This is a genomic window from Sphingomonas sp. Tas61C01 (genome assembly GCF_052567495.1).
Window position 1 is genome coordinate 777,654 of record NZ_CP199583.1, and the last position, 18,762, is coordinate 796,415.

An 18,762-nucleotide genomic window follows, 5' to 3' on the forward strand; every position below is an offset into this window, starting at 1 on the left:
TCCCGCCTCCTCCGCCTTCGCGGCGGATCGACGATTATGCAAGCGCTGGAAAAACCGGGCTCGCTCGCCTATGTGACCGCGCTCCCATGGCAACGATACTCCCCACCCCGCCGAAGATCGGCATGGTCTCGCTCGGCTGTCCGAAGAACCTCGTCGACAGCGAGCGGATCCTGACCCAGCTGCGCAGCGACGGCTACCAGATGTCGCCCGATTACGCCGGCGCCGACGTCGTGCTGGTCAACACCTGCGGCTTCCTCGATTCTGCCAAGGAGGAGAGCCTGGAAGCGATCGGCGAGGCGATTGCGGAGAACGGTCGCGTCATCGTCACCGGCTGCATGGGCAAGGAAGCCGAAGTCATCCGCACGCGCTTCCCGGGCGTGCTCGCGATCACCGGTGCGCACGAATATGAACAGGTCGTCGGCGCAGTCCACGACGCCGCGCCGATCCCGCCCTCCGCGTTCCTCGACCTCGTCCCCGATGCGGGGCTGAAGCTCACCCCGCGCCACTACAGCTACCTGAAGATCTCGGAGGGCTGCAATCACCGCTGCGCCTTCTGCATCATCCCGTCGCTACGCGGCGATCTCGTCAGCCGCCGTCCCGACGCGATCCTGCGGGAGGCGGAGAAGCTGGTCGCCGCGGGCACCAGGGAATTGCTGGTCATCAGCCAGGACACCTCGGCCTACGGTGTCGACCTGCGCCATTCGGTCTGGCCGCTGAAGTCGGGCGGCGAGGTCCGCGCGCACATGACCGATCTCGCCCGCGAACTCGGCCGCATCGCGCCATGGGTGCGGCTCCACTACGTGTATCCCTATCCGCATGTCGATCAGGTCATCCCGCTGATGGCCGAGGGGCTGGTGCTTCCCTATCTCGACATTCCCTTTCAGCATGCCGCGCCGTCGGTGCTGCGGCGGATGAAGCGCCCGGCGAACGACGCCAAGGTGCTGGAACGCATCCGCGGCTGGCGCGCGATCGCGCCCGACATCGCAATCCGCTCGACCTTCGTGGTCGGCTTCCCCGGCGAGACCGAGGCGGACTTCCAGTATCTGCTCGACTGGCTTGACGAGGCACAGCTCGACCGCGTCGGTGCGTTCCGCTTCGAACCCGTCGAGGGGGCCGCGGCCAATGCGCTGCCCGATCAGGTGCCCGAGGCGGTGAAGGAAGAACGCTACTCCCGCATCATGGAAAAGACCGCGGCGATCTCGACCGCCAAGCTCTACGCCAAGATCGGCCGCACGCTCGACGTGATCATCGACGCAGTCGACGACGAGGGCGGCGCCACCGGCCGCTCGCAGGCCGACGCGCCCGAGATCGACGGCGAGGTCTTCCTGCGCGATGCGGGCCATCTGAAGCTCGGCGACATCGTCCCGGTCACGATCGAGGACGCCGACGAGCACGACCTTTACGGCGTCCCCGCCTGACCGCTCGCGGCGATGATCTCCCCGATCGTCGTCGCCCGCACCCCGAGCCGGTCGAGATGCGCGGCCATCGCCGCCCACCAGCGCCAGAACCGCGCCAGATCGGCCGCGTCGCGAACGTAAGGCGTGTTCCCCGGCACCAGGGTCGGCGAATGGAAGGAGAAGGTCAGCAGCCGCTCGCCGTTCGCGACCGCGACGGTCACCGCCTCCAGCGCCTCCGCGATCGGCATGTCCTCAGGCGTCAGCGCGACCCGTTGCAGCATGCCGCTCCGCGCCGCCGTCCCGCGTCCCCGCGGCACCCGGCTGAGCCCGCGGTATAGCGAGGGTCCGATGCCGCGAAACCGTCCGGTGAACACGCTCGAAAGCGGCAGCTCGATCAGCCCGCCGAGCCGGTAGGCCGCATTGCCGACCGCGCCGAAATCCGGGCCGAGATCCGCGCGATAATCGTAGCGCGCCCGCACCGAGCTATCGATCAGATACCCCTGATCGCGCAGCAGCCCCAGCGTCCGCGCCCCGATCCCGTACCGGCCGGCCCGATATATGCGCGGCGATCCGCCGAATGCGGCGCGGAGCAGGTCGGTAAGCGCCGCCAGCTTGGCCCGCTCCTCCTCTATCGGCAGATTGCCCGCATAGCTGTCTCCGGGTGCCGCCGCGGCATAGGGCGGCGTTACCCAGGCGTGGAGCTGCGCGCCAATCTCGCTGCCGCCGTCCGCCGCGACCTGGCGCAGGATCTCCACCGCGCGGGCGTCGCTCGCCACCGGATGATCGACGAAGCACGCCAAGCCGATTGCGCGATCGGCGAACCAGCGATGCGCCGCAGGAAAGGCGCTCATTGCCGTGGTCGATCGATTGCGCGGATCGAGCGGCGCGCGCCAGTCGAACTCCTCCTCGACATCGACACAGACCAGATACCGCGTTCCGAACGAGGCCGGCCAGTCGATCAGCTGATCCGGCGCCGGCGCCAGCACGCGGTACGGCGTCGGCGTCAACGCATCGCCTGGTCGAGGCGGTCGGCGCCCGCCACAGGCAGCCGCAGCGTCAGACGGTCGGCGCCGATCGTCAGCACGCCGCCCAGCTCGCTCGCCAGGTTGCGCGACAGGCGGATCGCGAACCCGGTGCCGAGCAGCGGCGCATCCTCGTCCTCGGCATCCACGCCGATCCGCAGCAGGTCCTCCTCGGCATCGGTCACCAGCGCGGCCGGCCGGTCGAACTCGATCGTCGCCGTACCCGGCGTCCCCCCGCCGAGCCGCACCCCGATGATTTCCGCGCCACCCGCCGCGGACACGAGCGTGGACAGCAGCCGCGCGACGAGGCGCTCGACGGTCCGATCGTCGGAAACCACCACATGATCGCCGTCAGCATCGAGCGCGATCGCCGCACCGCGCAGGGTCGCGAGCGGCGCCAGATCGGCGATCACCCGTTCGATCATCGGCAGCAGCGCGAACGCGGTCGGCCGCAGGTCCAGCGCCCCGCCCTCGATCCGCGCCGCAGTATCCAGATCCTCGATCGCCGCGATCAGCCGCGCCGCCTGGTCACGGATCACGATCGCGCGCTCGCGATAGGCAGCGTCGACCGGGCCGAGCAGCTGCGCCTCGATCAGCTCCGCGAACCCCGAGATCGCGTTGGCCGGCGTGCGCAGTTCGTGCACCAGCTGGCGCAGCGTGTCCGAGGCGGCCTGGCGATCCGCATCGGGTTCGGCACGCTCGTCGAGCCGCGGTCGCCGCGCGGTCGCGCGCAGGCCGATGAACCGGCCGCTGCGATCGTCGAACGCGGGGACGCCCGAGACCAGCCAGGCCCCGGCGGCATCCGAATGCCCGTCGATGTCGATCCGCGCATCGCAGAACCGCGCCCGGCGTCGTAGCGCGCCGCTCATAACCGCATCGACGCTGACCATCCCCTGCCGCACGGCATGCGCGATCGACACGCCGACCAGCGCACCCGGCGCGACCCCGTCGACATGCATCACGATCCCCGCCGCATCGGTCGCGAGTCGAAAGGTTCGGGCACGCGGCGGCGCGGGCGGCGCCGCCACCGGCTGCTCGTCGCGCTTGCGGTTGAACGCATCGATACGCGCGACCAAATCGGCGATCTCGAACCGGTCGACGCTCGCCTGGTCGGTGTCCGGCATCCGCGACTGGCGCAGCGCCTCAGCGACCAGCGGCAGCCCGCGCGCGACGACGCCGAGCGCCACGAACGGCGTCGTGCTGAGCGGGGTGTCCTTGGCGGGCGGTGCGGGTTCGGCCACCGCCTCGGCGTCGCTCGCCGGCGCGTGGTTGGGGAGCACGAAATCGGTCGATCCGAAGCTGGCGAGCGCGCGCGTCACCGATTCCGGCAGATCGCGGCGGTTGCGCAGCACCGCCCGCCCCGCCGGGGTCAGCCGCGGCAGCATCGCGGTCCACTCCTCCGCCGGCAGCGTCGCGGTGGACAACACCGCCGCGGCGACCGAGAGAATATCCTCCGCGAAGAAGCCGACCAGCCGCGCGCCCGGCGTCGCGAACGCCAGCGACCGCGCGCTCGCCGCCCGCACCCCGACCGGCACGACCTCGCGAAGCATCCGCAGCCGCGCGATCACCGGTTCGTCCGCTGCAACCCGACCGCGCCCGACCAGATCGACGAGCTGACGCCATGTCGCCTGCGCACCGACGCCACTGGTTGCGTCGGCGGCAAGGACCGTGTTCAGGCTGTCATCGAAGCGCACATCTACCCCTGGTCGCGCCCACATCGGTCGCGCAACAACCATTACCGTTCTTGAGGCCGATGCCAAACGCACAAAAAACCACGCGTCGCATTGTGGGACAATTGCGTTTCCCCGCAATTTTCTTATCAACGATGTGGCTGGCCGGTCCGAAACGGCAAGCGCAGGGAGGGTAGCGCGCAATGGCTTTCGATCGAATCGACCGGCAGATACTGTCGCTGCTTCAGGACGACGGGCGCATGACCAACGTCGATCTTGCCGAGCGCGTCGGCCTGACCGCGCCGCCGTGCCTTCGCCGGGTACGCGCGCTCGAGGAAGGCGGCGTCATCCGTGGCTATCACGCCGATCTGGACGCCGCGAGCCTCGGCTTTCCGATCACCGTCTTCGCGATGGTCTCGCTCCGCAGCCAGGCCGAACACGACCTCGCCGCCTTCGAGGCGCACGTCGCCGCAATCCCCGAAGTCCGCGAATGCCACATGCTCAACGGCGAGATCGACTTCATCCTGAAGATCGTCGCCAGCGACCTGAAGGGGTTCCAGGAGATCCTCACCACCCATCTCACCCCCGCCCCCAACGTCGCCAGCGTGAAGACCTCCCTGACAATCCGTACCGCCAAGGCCCTGTCGGGTATCCCGGTCAACCCCGACTGACGTGGCAACAAGAAGAACGCGCGCAGAGACGCGGAGGACGCAGAAGCGCTCTGGCACGAAGTGCCGCTAAGGCGGTGCCGGTCTCGCCAAATCACCCTCCCCTTGGAGACAGGGCAATCGCATACGGACGATAGCCCCCCGTTCAGGCGCAGTCGTCATTAGATTCCCCCGGATCTTCGTCACCCCGGACGCGATCCGGGGTCCCGCTTTTTCCAAGATCCACGATCCTGCCTCGTGCGGTTAGCGGGACGCCGGATCAGGTCCGGAAGAAGGTCAAGAGGCCTATATTCAGTGTACTCATGACAAAGCAGAACCGCAGCCATCGCATAGGCACCATCTCCGCGCCTCCGCGCCTCCGCGCGAACCAATCTTCTCCTGTCGCGAGCCAATTGAAGGCTACTCCGCAGCCTCCTCCCGCTGCTCGATCAGCCCTGCCGGGCCGCCGGCCCCCGCGTCGCCGTAGCGCGCCAGTGCTTCGACCGGCTGCACCTCCTCGATCTCGCGCGCACCCGTCTCGATGTTGAGATCGCGGAACTTGCGTGCACTCACCAGCGCCCGGCTCTCGAAGCTGCTGACGAAGCTGTTGTAGTTGTTCACCGCCGACGTCAGCCCGCCGCCGACCTTGCGCAAATCCCCCGCCGCCTTGGCGAGCCGGTCGTACAGCTCCTTGCCGAGCTCGCCGATCCGCCGCGCCTCGTCCGCCAGTTTCTCCTGCCGCCACACCGCCGACACCGTGCGCGCGATCGCGATCAGATTGGTCGGGGTCGCGAGCAGCACGCGCTTCTCGAACGCGAAATCCCAAAGCGTCGGGTCATGTTCCAGCGCCGCCGACAGGAAATGTTCGCCGGGCACGAACATTATCACGTAATCGGGCGCATCCTTGAACTGGCTCCAATAGGCCTTGTTGCCAAGCCCGTTGACGTGCGCGCGCATCGACGTCGCGTGCAGCCCCAGCCCGCGCAGTCGCTCGCCATCGTCGACCGCGCCGAACGCATCCTGATAGGCGTTGAGCGAAACCTTGGCGTCGATCACCAGCGATCGCCCCCCCGGCACCGTGATGATCGCATCGGGCCGCAGCCGCCCGCCTTCGTCCCCGCCCGACACGCTGACCTCGGTCTGGAAGTCGGTATGTTCGCTCAGCCCACACGTCTCGAGCACGTTCTTCAGCTGCTGCTCGCCCCAGCGCCCGCGCGATTTCGGCGCGTTGCGGAGCGAATTGACCAGCTTGGCGGCTTCGGTGCTCACCTTCTCCTGGCCCAGTCGCATCTGCTCGATCTGGCCCTTCAGCTCGCTGAATGCGCCCTTGCGCTCGGTCTCGACCTTGCCGACCGCCTCTTCGTAGCGTTGCAGCCGATCGCTCACCGGCTGGAGCATCGATTTGAGGTTTTGCCCCGCGGTCTCCTCCGACTGCCTGAACCGCGCGTCCGCCCGCTCCAGGAAAGTCCGCTGCGCCTCGCCGAGCAGCTTGTTGGCGACTTCCCCGAACTGCGCGGTCATCGCCTCGCGCGCCTGCCTCAGTTCGGCGAGCGTCGCCTGGTGCGCCGCGTCGCGCTCGCCGGTCTGCGCCCGCAGCGCCGCCAGTTCCTGCATGGCGTCGTTGCGTTCGCGCTCCACCGCATCGCGTGCCTGCCGCACCAGCTCCGCATCCGCCGCTCGCGCCTGTGCCACCGCAAGATCGCTCGCCAGCGCCGCCGCGCGCCGGCCCGCGATCAGCCAGCCGATCGCCAGCCCGGCGACCAGCGCCAGCACCGCAGCCAAAATCACCTCGATCACCAACCATCCCCGCCTTGCCGATCGCAGGAACATAGATTGAACATGCGCGCAGGGACAGAGGATAGTTGCCCCGTCGCGCCGCCGCGGTAGACAGCCGCATGCCGACCGACATCGAGATCTCCCGCGCCGCCGCGGTCCGCCCCATCCAGCAGGTCGCCGACCGTGCCGGCATCCCCGCCGACGCGGTCGAGCCCTATGGCCGTCACAAGGCGAAGATCGACGTCGCCGCACTCGGCAGCGGCGACGCGCAGGGCAAGCTGATCCTCGTCACCGCGATCAACCCCACCCCCGCAGGCGAAGGCAAGACGACCACCTCGGTCGGCCTCGCCGACGCGCTCGCGCTGATCGGCAAGCGGACCATGCTGTGCCTGCGCGAACCCTCGCTCGGCCCCTGCTTCGGCACCAAGGGCGGCGCGGCGGGCGGCGGCTATGCGCAGGTCGTGCCGATGGAGGACATCAACCTCCACTTCACCGGCGATTTCCACGCGATCACCAGCGCGCACAACCTGCTCGCGGCGATGATCGACAACCACATTCACTGGGGCAACGCGCTCGATATCGACGTGCGGCGGATCGTCTGGCGCCGCGTGCTCGACATGAACGACCGTGCGTTGCGCGACATCGCCCAGTCGCTCGGCGGCGCGGCGAACGGATTCCCGCGCGAATCGGGCTTCGACATCACCGTCGCGTCGGAGGTGATGGCGATCCTCTGCCTCGCCGAAGACCTCGCAGATCTGGAGTCGCGGCTCGGCCGCGTCGTGATCGGCTACACCCGCGACCGCCGTCCGGTCACCGCGCGCGACCTGAAGGCCGACGGCGCGATGGCGGTGCTGCTCGCCCAGGCGATCAAGCCCAATCTGGTCCAGACGCTGGAGGGCAATCCCGCGCTCGTCCATGGCGGGCCGTTCGCCAACATCGCGCATGGCTGCAACTCGGTGATCGCGACCCGCACCGGCCTCCGCCTCGCCGATTACGTCGTCACCGAAGCCGGCTTCGGCGCCGATCTGGGGGCGGAAAAGTTCCTCGACATCAAGTGCCGCCAGGCCGGCTTGCGCCCCGCCGCGGTGGTGATCGTCGCGACCGTCCGAGCGCTGAAGATGAACGGCGGCGTCGCCAAGCCCGACCTCGGCCGCGAGGACGTCGCCGCCGTCACCCGCGGCGGCGTCAACCTCGTCCGCCACATCGAGAATATCCGCCAGTTCGGCGTGCCCGCGGTCGTCGCGATCAACCGCTTTCCGACCGACACCGACATCGAACTCGCCGCGGTCGCCGAGATCGCGGCGAGCCACGGCTCGGAGGCGGTGGTCTGCACGCATTGGGCGGATGGCGGGGCCGGCGCCACCGCGCTCGCCGACCGCGTGGTCGCGATCGCCGACGGCACCACGCAATTCGCGCCGCTCTACGACGACGCGCTGCCACTGTTCGACAAGATCGCCACCGTCGCGACCCGCATCTACCGCGCCGAAGCCGCGGTCGCCGATCCCGCGGTCCATGCCCAGCTCGCCCGCTGGGAGGCGGCCGGACACGGCCACTTGCCCGTTTGCATGGCCAAGACCCAGTACAGCTTCTCCACCGACCCCGCAGCGCTGGGCGCACCCACCGGCCACATCGTGCCCGTCCGCGAGGTAAGACTATGTGCCGGCGCCGGCTTCGTCGTCGCGATCTGCGGCGAGATCATGACCATGCCGGGCCTGCCCCGCGTGCCGGCGGCGGAGGCGATCCGGTTCGACGATCGGGGCAGGATCGAAGGGCTGTTCTGAGGGGGAAGTCCCGAAAACGGGCCTCACCCTCGTCTACGCAAGACCTCTGCGCAATCAATCCGTAACCCCGGACTCGATCCGGGGTCCCGCTGAGCTTCAGGACCGTACGCTACAAAGCGGTATTCCGGATCAAGTCCGGGGTGACGAGCTGAATTGACCGGGTTCGACTTTCGCGAACTCATAGCCTCACAAGGCGATCGAAACCAATGTCAAAACAACAGCTTACCCGCCGGATTTTCGCATCTTGTTGAGCTTCTTGATCACCATGTCCCGCTTCAGCCGGCTGATGTGATCGATGAAGAGCACGCCGTTCAGATGGTCGATCTCATGCTGCATGCAGGTCGCGAGCAGCCCGTCCAGCTCCTGTTCCTGCGTCGCGCCCTGCTCGTCGAGCCAGCGCACCCGGCAGCTCGCGGGCCGCGCCACCTCGGCATATTGCTCGGGGATCGACAGGCAGCCTTCGTTGTAGACCGACAGCTCCTCGCTGACCGACAGGATCTCGGGATTGACGAAGGCGCGCGGTGCGCGGATCGGCTTGCCGTCCTCACCTTCCTTCTCCTGCAGGTCGATCACCAGCACGCGCGACGCGACGCCCACCTGTATCGCGGCGAGCCCGATCCCGTTGGCGTCGTACATCGTGTCGAACATGTCCGCGATCAGCGTGCGGGTCACGTCGTCGACCGTGTCGACCGGCGTGGAGACCGCGCGCAGCCGCGGGTCGGGAATTTCTACGATCGGGAGGACGGCCATCGGCGTCAGCTAGGAAAGCTCTCGCCCAGCGTCAACCCACCGGACGCCGCGCCCGAAGTGCTTGGGCCAGCGTGCCTTCGTCGAGATAGTCGAGCTCGCCGCCGACCGGCAACCCGTGCGCCAATTGGGTCACCCGCACCGGAAACCGCTCGATCCGCTCGGCGACATAGTGCGCGGTGGTCTGCCCCTCCAGCGTTGCGTTCATCGCCAGCACCACCTCGTCGATGCCGCCCGCCTCGATCCGCCGGACCAGCATGTCGATGGTGAGATCCTCGGGCCGCACCCCCTCCAGCGCCGACAGCCGCCCGCCGAGCACGTGATAGCGGCCCGGGAACAGGCGCGACCGATCCAGCGCCCACAGGTCTGCGACCTCCTCGACCACGCATAGCGCCCGCGCGTCGCGCCGCTGATCGGCACAGATCGAGCATGGATCGGTGGTGTCGACATTGCCGCACACCCCGCAGGTCGCGAGCCGTTCGTCGACCGCGGATAGCGCCGCGAGCAACGGCCCCATCGCCGCCTCGCGCTTCTTCAGCAGATGGAGCACCGCGCGCCGCGCCGATCGCGGGCCCAGACCGGGAAGCCTGGCCAGCGCCTGGGTCAGTGCTTCGATCTCGGGTGACGCCATGACCGACAGATAGGGGCTTGCATGAGGCGGCGCCAGCGCGTTGAAGCCCGGTCCATGCGTATCGTCTTCATGGGAACGCCCGAGTTCGCGGTGCCGGTGCTCGACGCGCTGGTCGCCGCCGGCCACGGCGTCGTCGCCGCCTATTGCCAGCCGCCGCGGCCGGGCGGGCGGCGGGGTCGCGAGCTGGTCGCGTCACCGGTCCATCGCCGCGCCGAGGCGCTCGGGATCGAGGTCCGCACCCCGACGAGCCTGCGCGATGCCGAGGCACAGGCCGCCTTCGCCGCGCTCGACGCCGATGTCGCGGTCGTTGCCGCCTATGGCTTGATCCTGCCGCGGCCGATCCTGGCGGCACCGCGTCATGGCTGCCTCAACGTCCACGGCTCGCTGCTGCCGCGCTGGCGTGGGGCGGCGCCGGTGCAGCGCGCGATCCTCGCCGGCGATAGGGAAACTGGGGTCGGCATCATGCAGATGGAGAGCGGGCTCGATACCGGCCCGGTCCGGCTAGAGGGCCGCACCCCGATCGACCGCAAGACCGCGGGCGAGCTCACCACCGAGCTGTCCGCGATGGGCGCCCGGCTGATGATCGAGGTGCTCGGCGACCTCGATCGCTACCCCGCGGTCGCGCAGGTCGAGGACGGCATGACCTACGCAACCAAGATCGACAAGGCCGAGGCGCGGATCGACTTCGCCGAGCCTGCCGCGGCAATCGATCGGCTCGTCCGCGCCTTCAACCCCGCCCCCGGCGCCTGGATCGAGATCGCCGGCGACCGCGTGAAGATCCTCGCCACCGAGATAGCGCCGGGCGAGGGCGTCCCCGGCATGGTGCTCGACGATCGCCTGACGATCGCCTGCGGCAGCGGCGCAATCCGGCCGACCTGGGTGCAGCGCGCCGGTCGCGCCGCCGGGCCGACCGCGGATCTGCTCAGGGGCTTCCCGGTCCCGGCCGGCACCCGGCTTTGACCCGTTTCGCCCTGACCGTCGAATATGACGGCGGCCCGTTCATGGGCTGGCAGCGGCAGTCGCACGGCCCCAGCGTCCAGGCCGCGATCGAGGCCGCCGCCGGCGCGATGACCGGCGAGACCGTCGCGGTGCATGCCGCCGGCCGCACCGACGCCGGGGTCCACGCGTTGGCGATGCGCGCGCATCTCGATATCGCCAAGCCGGTCGACGCATTCCGCCTGATGGAGGCGCTGAATGCACTGCTCCGCCCCGCCCCGGTCGCGATCCTCGCCTGCGAGCTAGTGCCGGACGACTGGCACGCGCGCTTCTCCTGCACCGGCCGCGCCTATGAATACCGCATCGTCAGCCGCCGCGCGCCGCTGACCCACGAGGCCGGCCGCGCCTGGCAGGTCCCGCAACCGCTCGACGCCACCGCAATGCACCGCGCCGCGCACCTGCTCGTCGGCCGGCACGACTTCACCACCTTCCGCTCCGCGCATTGTCAGGCCGACAGCCCGGTCCGCACCCTCGACCGCCTCGACGTCGTCCGCACCGGCGACCGCCTCGCCATCCACGCCGAAGCGCGCTCCTTCCTCCACCATCAGGTCCGCTCGATGGTCGGCTGCCTGGCGCTGGTCGGCATGGGCCGCTGGACCATCGACCAGGTCGGCGAGGCGCTCTCCGCCCGCGACCGTTCCCGCCTGGGCCTCAACGCACCCCCGGACGGCCTGTTCTTCGTAGCGGCGAACTATCCTGCGGGCTGAAGAAGATGGTTCGCGCGGAGACGCGGAGAAAGTGTCGCCTGCCGCGACTGCGGCATTCTCCAACCGGCGGCAGCAGCAAGAGTTCAGGCGGAAAGAGCAGATATAGCTGTCGCAGGGGCAACCTCCTCCGCGTCTCCGCGCGAACCCACCTCCTTCCAAGCCGCGAACGCTACCGAAAGAACCGAGACGCCAGCTCGACATGCGTCGACCACCGGAACTGCCCCACCGGCTGTACCCAATCGAGTCGCCACCCGGCATCGCACAAGATCTTCGCATCCCGTGCGAAGCTACCGGGATTACACGAAACATACCCTATAACCGGCGCCCGTGTCGCCGCCATTGCCTCGATCTGCTCGCGCGCGCCCGACCGCGGCGGATCGATGATCACCGCATCGAACCGGTCGAGCTCGGCGGTCGTCAACGGCCGCCGGTACAGATCGCGATGCTCCGGGAACACCGGTCGCCGCGCAAGCCCGGCCGCCGCCTTCAGCGCATAGAGCGCATCGCGCGCGCCCTCCGCCGCATAAACCTTGCCCGGCACCGACAAGGCGAAAGTGCCCAACCCCGCGAACAGATCCGCCACCGTCGCCGCGCCATTCACCGCCTCGCGCATCGCCGCGACCAGCACCGCCTCGCCCTCCGCAGTCGCCTGCAGGAACGCGGCATGCGGGAACGGCACCGGCACGCCGCCGAGCGTGATCGTCGCCGCGTCTGGCTCCCACCGTGTCTCGGGTCCGATCCCGTCGTCGATCGCGAACCGCGCGATGCCGTGGCGTTCGCAAAAGCCATTGATCGCCTCTGCCGCCGCCAGCCCTTCCGCGGCGATCCCCGAGACCAGCACGTCGGGGCCCTGGTCGATCAGCGCCAGGTGGATGTCAGCCCGCCGCCGCAATCCCAGCTGCCGGAGCAGCCCGCGCAGCGGCGCGACGAGCGCGAACAGCACCGGGTGCAGGATGTCGCACATCTTCATGTCGACGATCGCATGGCTCTCCTGCCCGGTGAAGCCGAGCGTGATCCGCCCGCCCTTCCCGTCCGCATGCAGCGTCGCCCGGCGCCGCGTCCGTGGCGGCGAAACCAGCGGCGCGCGCAACGGCGCGGCGATCCCCTGCCCGTCGAGCGCGGAGAATACCCGGTCGGTGACGAACGTGGCATAGGCGGAATCGTCGAGATGCTGGAGCTGGCACCCCCCACAGGCCGGGAAATGGACGCAGGGCGGCATTTGGTGGTGCGGTCCCGGCACGACGACGCCCTCGTCGGTCAGCATGTCGCCCGGCGCGGCGAAGGCGGCGTGGCGGCCGTCGGCGGTGACGCCATCGCCGCGCGCCGCGACGCGGAGGATCTCGGTCATCGCGATGCCCTAGCAGCGGACAGCGCCGCGGCAAGGTCGTCGGCGACGAAGCTCCCGCCGCAGAGCCGCGCCGCCTCACCGTGGAGCCATACCGCCGCCGACGCCGCATCGAACGGATCGAGCCCGCCCGCGACCATCGCCGCGACAGCGCCTGCGAGCACGTCGCCGCTGCCCGCGGTGGAGAGCCACCCGCTCGCCGCGCCCGCCACGCACACCCGCCCGCCCGGCGCCGCGATCACGGTGTCCGCGCCCTTGTAGACGACGACTGCCCCTGCCGCGGACGCCGCCGCGCGCGCACGATCGATCTTGCTGCCCGGCAGCGCGCCGAACATCGCCCGGAACTCGCCCTCGTGCGGCGTTAACACGATCGTGCCGCCATGACCGTGGAGCGCCGCGGGCTGGGTGAGGTGCAACGCATCGCCATCGATTACCAAGGCGCGGCCCGATGCCAGCGACGCGCCGAGCCTGGCGCGCGCCTCCTCGTCGCGGCCGAGCCCCGGCCCGATCAGCACCACGCCGAACCGCGCGTCCGCCAGCGCCTCCGCAGCGAACGGCCGGCGGACGATCGCGTGCGGCACGGCGCCGCCGCTCCCCAGCGCCAGCACGTAACCCGCCCCGGTCCGCGCCGCTGCCGTGGCCGCAAGCGCCGCCGCCCCGGGCATCGCACCCGCCACGATCGCGACCATCCCGCGCGCGAACTTGTGCGCGTCAGGCCCCGGCGCGCCGAGCACCGGTGGCGCCAACGCGCGCGTCGGCCCGTGCGCGACCACGCCGATGTCGAGGACCCGCACCGCGCCCGCAAAGCGCGCCGCGGGCTGCAGCAGGTGCGACGGCTTGGCCGCACCCAGCGCCAGCGTCACCGCGAACCGCGGCGGCTCGCTCATCACCGCACCGTCGTCGGTCGCGACCCCGCTCGGCAGGTCGACCGCGATCGACAGCCACGCTTCCGCGGCCAGCCGGTGCAGCGCTTCGATGACCGGGGCCGCCAGCGGTCGGCCAAGTCCCGTTCCGAACAGCGCATCCACCAGCACCGGCGCCGCCGCCGCTTCGCCGAGCGCCACGACCTCTCCGCCCCACGCCGCACGCGCCCGCGACGCCGCCTCTGTGCGCGGCGGACCACTCGCCGCTACTCGCACCGTCAGCCCCGCCGCGCGCAGCCGCGCTGCCGCGACATAGCCGTCGCCACCATTGTTGCCCGGGCCGCACAGCACCAGCACCGCGCGCCCACCCGCCAGCCGCTGTACCGCCGTGGCGATCGCCTCGCCCGCGCGGTCCATCAGCGCCTCGACGCTCGATCCTTCCGCCACCGCCACATCTTCCGCCGCCCGCATCGCCGTGGCGGTCAGGATCGCGCTGCCCTCGACGGGCGTCATCGGCCCCGCTCAGATGTCCGCATAGACGTGCCGCTCGGCCGCCGCGCCGGGATGCGTGACCGCGCCCTGATAGGCCGGACCGACATTGCGCGAATAGCGCCACAAGGCGCCCGACTGATAGTCGTTGACCCGCGGCCGCCACGCCGCACGCCGCTCGGCCAGCACCTCGTCGGCGACCAACAGGTCGATCGTCCCGGCCTCGGCATCGATCCGGATGGTGTCGCCATCCTCGACCAGCGCGATCGGCCCGCCGTCCGCCGCCTCGGGCCCGACATGGCCGATGCAGAATCCGCGGGTCGCGCCCGAAAAGCGTCCGTCGGTGATCAGCGCGACCTTCTCGCCCATTCCCAGCCCGTAGAGCGCCGCGGTGGTCGACAGCATCTCGCGCATGCCGGGTCCGCCCTTGGGCCCTTCGTAGCGGATCACCACCACCTCGCCCTCGCGGATCTGCCGCGCCTCGACCGCCGCAAATGTATCCTCCTCGCAATCGAACACCCGCGCCGGGCCCTCGAACTGCAGCCGGTGCATCCCCGCGACCTTCACGATCGCACCGTCGGGCGCCAGGCTGCCGCGCAGGCCGACCACGCCGCCCGTCGGCGACAGCGGCGCCTTGACGTCGTAGATCACCTTCTGGTCGGGATTCCACGTCACCTCGCCGATGTTCTCGCCGAGCGTCCGCCCCGTCACGGTCAGGCAATTGCCGTCCAGGAAGCCGCCCGACAGCATCGTCTTCATCAGCATGTAGACGCCGCCGGCCTCGTACATGTCCTTCGCCACATATCGCCCGCCGGGTTTCAGGTCGGCGATGTACGGGGTCGACCGGAACGCCTCTGCGACGTCGAACAGGTCGAACTCGATCCCAGCCTCGTGCGCCATCGCGGGCAGGTGCAGCGCGGCATTGGTCGATCCGCCGGTCGCCGCGACCACGCGCGCGGCGTTGATGAAGGCCTCGCGCGTGCAGATGTCGCGCGGCCGCAGGTTGCGCGCGACCAGCTCCATCACCTGTGCGCCAGCTGCCACCGCGATCTGCTCGCGCGAGCTGTAAGGAGCAGGCACCATATTGCTGTTCGGCAACGACAATCCGATTGCTTCCCCGACGCAGGCCATGGTGTTGGCGGTGAACTGCCCGCCGCACGCACCGTGCCCCGGACAGGCGACCTTCTCGAGCGCGGTCAGCTCGGACAGCGGGCAGCTGTTATCGTCCGCCGCGAACCGGCCGACCGCCTCGAACACGTCGACAACGGTGACGTCGCGTCCATTGAATCGTCCGGGCAGGATCGACCCGCCATAGACGAAGATCGACGGCACGTTCAGCCGCAGCATGGCCATCATCATGCCGGGCAGCGATTTGTCGCACCCCGCAAAGCCCACCAGCGCGTCGTAGCAATGCCCGCGTACCGACAACTCGACCGAATCCGCAATCACCTCGCGGCTGACCAGCGAGGACTTCATCCCCTGGTGGCCCATCGCGATCCCGTCTGTGACGGTGATGGTATTGAACCGTCGCGGCATTCCGCCGCCATGGATCACCCCGGCCTGCGCCGCATCGGCCTGCGCATCCAGCGTGGTGTTGCATGGCGCCGAATTGTTGCCCGCCGATGCCAGCGCGACGAACGGCTTGGCGATGTCCTCCTCGGAGATCCCCATCGCATAATAATAGCTGCGGTGCGGCGCCCTTTCGGGACCGACCGACACGTGGCGGCTCGGCAGGCGAGACTTGTCGAACTGGGTCATGGCGACAGGCTATTGCGTCGGGTAAGCCACTCACGCAAGCATCTAAGCGTCAGCGGATGCAGGTTCGCCGCAATCGCAATTCGATGTGCGCCCGTGAACGCGGGAGCCCAATACTCTGTAGCGCGCCTCAGCGCGCGTCGGCGACCACCAGACCGTCGAGCGCCTTGGCGACCCCGTCCATCGTGAACGGCTTCTGCAACCGCGGGCGATCGCGAAATCGTTCGTCGACGCTGTCGTCGCCGCCGCCGGTCGCAAACACGAAGGGGATGTTCTTGGCCGCGAGCGCTTCTGCGATCGACGTGCTCTTCTCGCCGCCACGCAGGTTCACGTCGAGGATCGCGGCGTCGATCTCGCCCTTGTCGATCCGTGCCAGCGCATCGGCGACGCTGTCGACGACCCCCGCCGCCTGCTTGTCGAGCACCTCGAGGAAATCCTCGAGCATCATGGCGATAAGCGGTTCGTCCTCGACGATGAGGATCTGCCTGGGTCCTGTCATTCCCCGGCCTTAACCGCTTACCTGCGCCGTTGCCAGTCGGATCAGCGATTGGCCAGCACGTCGCGCGCCGCCTCCGCCAATTGCTGGACCGAAAACGGCTTGGGCAGGAACGCGACGCGATCCAGGTCGATCGATCGCCGCAACTGTTCTTCGGCATAACCCGACATGAAGATGATCGGCAGGTCCGGATACTTTTCACGTGCATGACGGACCATCGTCGGGCCGTCCATCAACGGCATCACCACGTCGCTGATCAGCAGATCGGGACGCTCGGTCTTGTCGAGTATTTGCAGCGCCACCTCGCCATTTTCCGCGGTCAGCACGGTATAACCCTGCCGCGTCAGCGCGCGTTCGGCCACCGCGCGGACCATGTCCTCGTCCTCGACCAGCAGGATCGTCCCCGTGCCCCACATCTCGGCGGGCTTCACCGTCGATCGCGGCGCCGACAGTCGGGCCGGCGCGGGCGAGGTGTTGGCGGTGTGCACCGGCAGGTACAGCGTGAAGCTCGATCCCTGCCCCGGCTTCGAATCCGCAAAGATGTAGCCGCCCGATTGCTTGACGATGCCGTAGACCGTCGACAGCCCCAGCCCGGTGCCCTTGCCGACCTCTTTGGTCGTGAAGAACGGCTCGAAGATCTTCGGCAGCACCTCCGGCGGGATGCCGGTCCCGGTGTCGCTGACGATCAGCGTCGTATAGTCCGCGACAGGCAGGATGTCGTAGCCGAGCGCGCGCACCTGCGCCGCGGGCAGCGCACGAGTCTGGATCGTCAGCGTCCCTCCGCCCCGCGGGTTCGCCGCCATGATCGCATCGCGCGCATTGACCGCCAGATTGACCACGACCTGCTCCAGCTGCCCCGGATCGGCGCGCACTGCGCCCAGCCCGCGGCCGTGGCTGACGTCGAGCCGCACCGTCTCGCCCATCAGCCGCTTCAGCAGGTTCGATACCTCCGACACGACGTCGGGCAGCTGCAACACCTGCGGCCGCAGCGTCTGCTGACGCGAGAAGGCGAGCAGCTGGCGGGTCAGGCTCGCCGCGCGGTTGGAATTGGTCCGGATCTGCTGGATGTCATCGTAATCGCTGTCACCCGGCGAATGGCGCATCATCATCAGATCGCAATGCCCGATAATCGCGGTCAGAATGTTGTTGAAGTCGTGCGCGACACCGCCCGCGAGCTGGCCGACCGCCTGCATCTTGGTCGCCTGCGCGACCTGCCGCTTCAACCGCGTCTCCTCGGTATTGTCCTTCAGGCTCAGGAACACCGCGGCATCGCCCAACCCGCGCGCGCCGGCGATGGTCAGCGCCACCGGCTCGTCGGGATGGTCCTTCAGCCGCACCGCCATGTCGGTCGAGTGCGTCGCCCCGCCCGCAAAGCGCCGGATCGCGTCCGCCACAGCGCCCTTGTCCTCGCGCACCACCAGATCGCCCGGATAGAGCGGCGGCGCCGCCGGATCGACCGATGCCGCGCGCACGAACGAATCGTTCATCTGCAGGAACCGCCCCTCGCGGTCGACCAATGCCATCCCGAACGGCATCAGGCTGACGAGGCTGCGGACGTGCGCCGACGCACTCGCGCCGATCGCAGGCGCGGTATCCTCGTCGTCGAGCATCGCCACCAGCACCGGGGCGTGATCGCCCTCCATGAACGGGATTTGGAGAACCCGCAGCGGCGTCCCGTCCAGTCCCTCGCGCTCGAACCGCACCAGCCCGCGGCTGTCGGTGATCAACAGCCGCGCGAAGTCGCGCCCCTCGATTTCGCCATCGCCGCCCAGCGCGCGCGCCGCGAACACCCGGTTGGCGGCGCGGATCCGCCCGTCCGACGCGATCAGCGCGGCCATCACCCCGGCGCCGCCCAGCCGATCGCCGGGGTGCCCCGCGATCATCGCCTCGGTCGAGGCGGCCAGGTCTTCCTCGTGGAGCACGGTGAACGACCAGACCAGCATGTCGGCGTCGTCGCCAGCCCGCGCGACCTGCGCCGACAATCGCTTGCCATCGATCGACAACCCCGCGGCATAGCCGCTGCCGTCGCGCCAGCCATGCCGACCGGCGGCGCCGAGCCGATCGACCCCGTCATCGTCCAGCGGCAGACCCGGTGGTGTCGGAAAGCCCGCGAACAACGCCTCGAACGCGTCGTTGGCGCAGATCAGCCGACCGGCGCGGTCGGTTACCGCGACCGCGCCGCTACTCGCCTCTGCCAGCTTGCGGGTGAAATCCCAGTCGATCGTCCGCTGCTCGACGCGCTGCTGCGGGCCCAGCAGCCGCCAGGCGAACACCGCCCCGCCCGTGACCAGCCCCATCGCCAGGAAACCGACCGCCGCGACCAGGCTGTCGGCGAGCAACAGCACCAGTGCCGCCGCGACGACGGTGGTGCCGATCGCGAGCAGCGCCGCAATCTTGATCGGGGACGACCCGGATGGAAGGGGAAGCGATGCCACGGCGT

15 protein-coding genes are annotated in these 18,762 nt (G+C 69.5%); 5 read left to right on the forward strand and 10 right to left on the reverse strand.

What is annotated here, in order from left to right; translation table 11 throughout:
• Positions 1–86 precede the first annotated feature (86 nt).
• Positions 87–1,418, forward strand: coding sequence for a 30S ribosomal protein S12 methylthiotransferase RimO (gene rimO / locus ACT009_RS03590; protein ID WP_445193006.1), 1,332 nt, complete (start codon positions 87–89; stop codon positions 1,416–1,418).
• Here rimO and ACT009_RS03595 read toward each other — a convergent pair.
• Together ACT009_RS03595 and ACT009_RS03600 are read right to left on the reverse strand one after the other, a co-directional pair.
• Positions 1,400–2,404 carry a polysaccharide deacetylase family protein gene (locus ACT009_RS03595; RefSeq protein WP_445193007.1) on the reverse strand — a complete coding sequence of 335 codons (1,005 nt, stop codon included), beginning with the start codon at positions 2,402–2,404 and terminating at the stop codon, positions 1,400–1,402. The genes rimO and ACT009_RS03595 overlap by 19 nt on opposite strands.
• Entirely contained in the window at positions 2,401–4,113 is a 1,713-nt protein-coding gene (locus ACT009_RS03600; protein ID WP_445193008.1) for a sensor histidine kinase, read from the reverse strand. The genes ACT009_RS03595 and ACT009_RS03600 overlap by 4 nt, the downstream gene beginning before the upstream one ends.
• 179 nt (positions 4,114–4,292) lie before the next feature.
• On the opposite strand from ACT009_RS03600, the gene ACT009_RS03605 reads away from it, so the two are divergent.
• Positions 4,293–4,760 (forward strand): Lrp/AsnC family transcriptional regulator, encoded by a 468-nt coding sequence (locus tag ACT009_RS03605; protein WP_445193009.1) that lies wholly within the window; start codon positions 4,293–4,295, stop codon positions 4,758–4,760.
• A gap of 396 nt (positions 4,761–5,156) precedes the next feature.
• Here the strand turns inward: ACT009_RS03605 and ACT009_RS03610 are convergent, their stop codons facing one another.
• Positions 5,157–6,566, reverse strand: a complete 1,410-nt coding sequence (locus ACT009_RS03610; RefSeq protein WP_445193010.1) for a DNA recombination protein RmuC — start codon at positions 6,564–6,566, stop codon at positions 5,157–5,159.
• 65 nt (positions 6,567–6,631) lie between these two features.
• Between ACT009_RS03610 and ACT009_RS03615 the strand changes: the two genes are divergently transcribed.
• The gene (locus ACT009_RS03615; RefSeq protein ID WP_445193011.1) at positions 6,632–8,293 is read left to right on the forward strand and encodes a formate--tetrahydrofolate ligase; all 1,662 of its coding nucleotides are present in this window, start codon (positions 6,632–6,634) and stop codon (positions 8,291–8,293) included.
• 222 nt (positions 8,294–8,515) lie between these two features.
• Here the strand turns inward: ACT009_RS03615 and def are convergent, their stop codons facing one another.
• Together def and recR are read right to left on the reverse strand one after the other, a co-directional pair.
• Positions 8,516–9,043, reverse strand: a complete 528-nt coding sequence (gene def, locus ACT009_RS03620) for a peptide deformylase (RefSeq protein ID WP_445193012.1) — start codon at positions 9,041–9,043, stop codon at positions 8,516–8,518.
• 31 nt (positions 9,044–9,074) lie between these two features.
• Positions 9,075–9,671, reverse strand: coding sequence for a recombination mediator RecR (gene recR, locus ACT009_RS03625; RefSeq protein ID WP_445193013.1), 597 nt, complete (start codon positions 9,669–9,671; stop codon positions 9,075–9,077).
• Positions 9,672–9,725: 54 nt separating this feature from the next.
• Between recR and fmt the strand changes: the two genes are divergently transcribed.
• The gene (gene fmt / locus ACT009_RS03630; RefSeq protein WP_445193014.1) at positions 9,726–10,631 is read left to right on the forward strand and encodes a methionyl-tRNA formyltransferase; all 906 of its coding nucleotides are present in this window, start codon (positions 9,726–9,728) and stop codon (positions 10,629–10,631) included.
• A complete protein-coding gene (truA, locus tag ACT009_RS03635) occupies positions 10,628–11,374 on the forward strand; it encodes a tRNA pseudouridine(38-40) synthase TruA (RefSeq protein WP_445193015.1) in 747 nt (248 codons plus the stop codon). Before fmt ends, truA begins: the two co-directional genes overlap by 4 nt.
• Before the next feature lie 169 nt (positions 11,375–11,543).
• Here the strand turns inward: truA and ACT009_RS03640 are convergent, their stop codons facing one another.
• From ACT009_RS03640 to ACT009_RS03660, 5 genes are all read right to left on the reverse strand, one after another.
• The gene (locus tag ACT009_RS03640) at positions 11,544–12,722 is read right to left on the reverse strand and encodes a class I SAM-dependent RNA methyltransferase (RefSeq protein WP_445193016.1); all 1,179 of its coding nucleotides are present in this window, start codon (positions 12,720–12,722) and stop codon (positions 11,544–11,546) included.
• Positions 12,719–14,095 carry an NAD(P)H-hydrate dehydratase gene (locus ACT009_RS03645; protein WP_445193017.1) on the reverse strand — a complete coding sequence of 459 codons (1,377 nt, stop codon included), beginning with the start codon at positions 14,093–14,095 and terminating at the stop codon, positions 12,719–12,721. Before ACT009_RS03645 ends, ACT009_RS03640 begins: the two co-directional genes overlap by 4 nt.
• 9 nt (positions 14,096–14,104) lie before the next feature.
• Entirely contained in the window at positions 14,105–15,829 is a 1,725-nt protein-coding gene (ilvD, locus tag ACT009_RS03650) for a dihydroxy-acid dehydratase (protein WP_445193018.1), read from the reverse strand.
• A gap of 127 nt (positions 15,830–15,956) precedes the next feature.
• Positions 15,957–16,325: a response regulator gene (locus tag ACT009_RS03655; protein WP_445193019.1), complete on the reverse strand. Its 369-nt coding sequence runs from the start codon at positions 16,323–16,325 to the stop codon at positions 15,957–15,959.
• Positions 16,326–16,366: 41 nt separating this feature from the next.
• Positions 16,367–18,757: a response regulator gene (locus ACT009_RS03660; RefSeq protein ID WP_445193020.1), complete on the reverse strand. Its 2,391-nt coding sequence runs from the start codon at positions 18,755–18,757 to the stop codon at positions 16,367–16,369.
• Positions 18,758–18,762 lie beyond the last annotated feature (5 nt).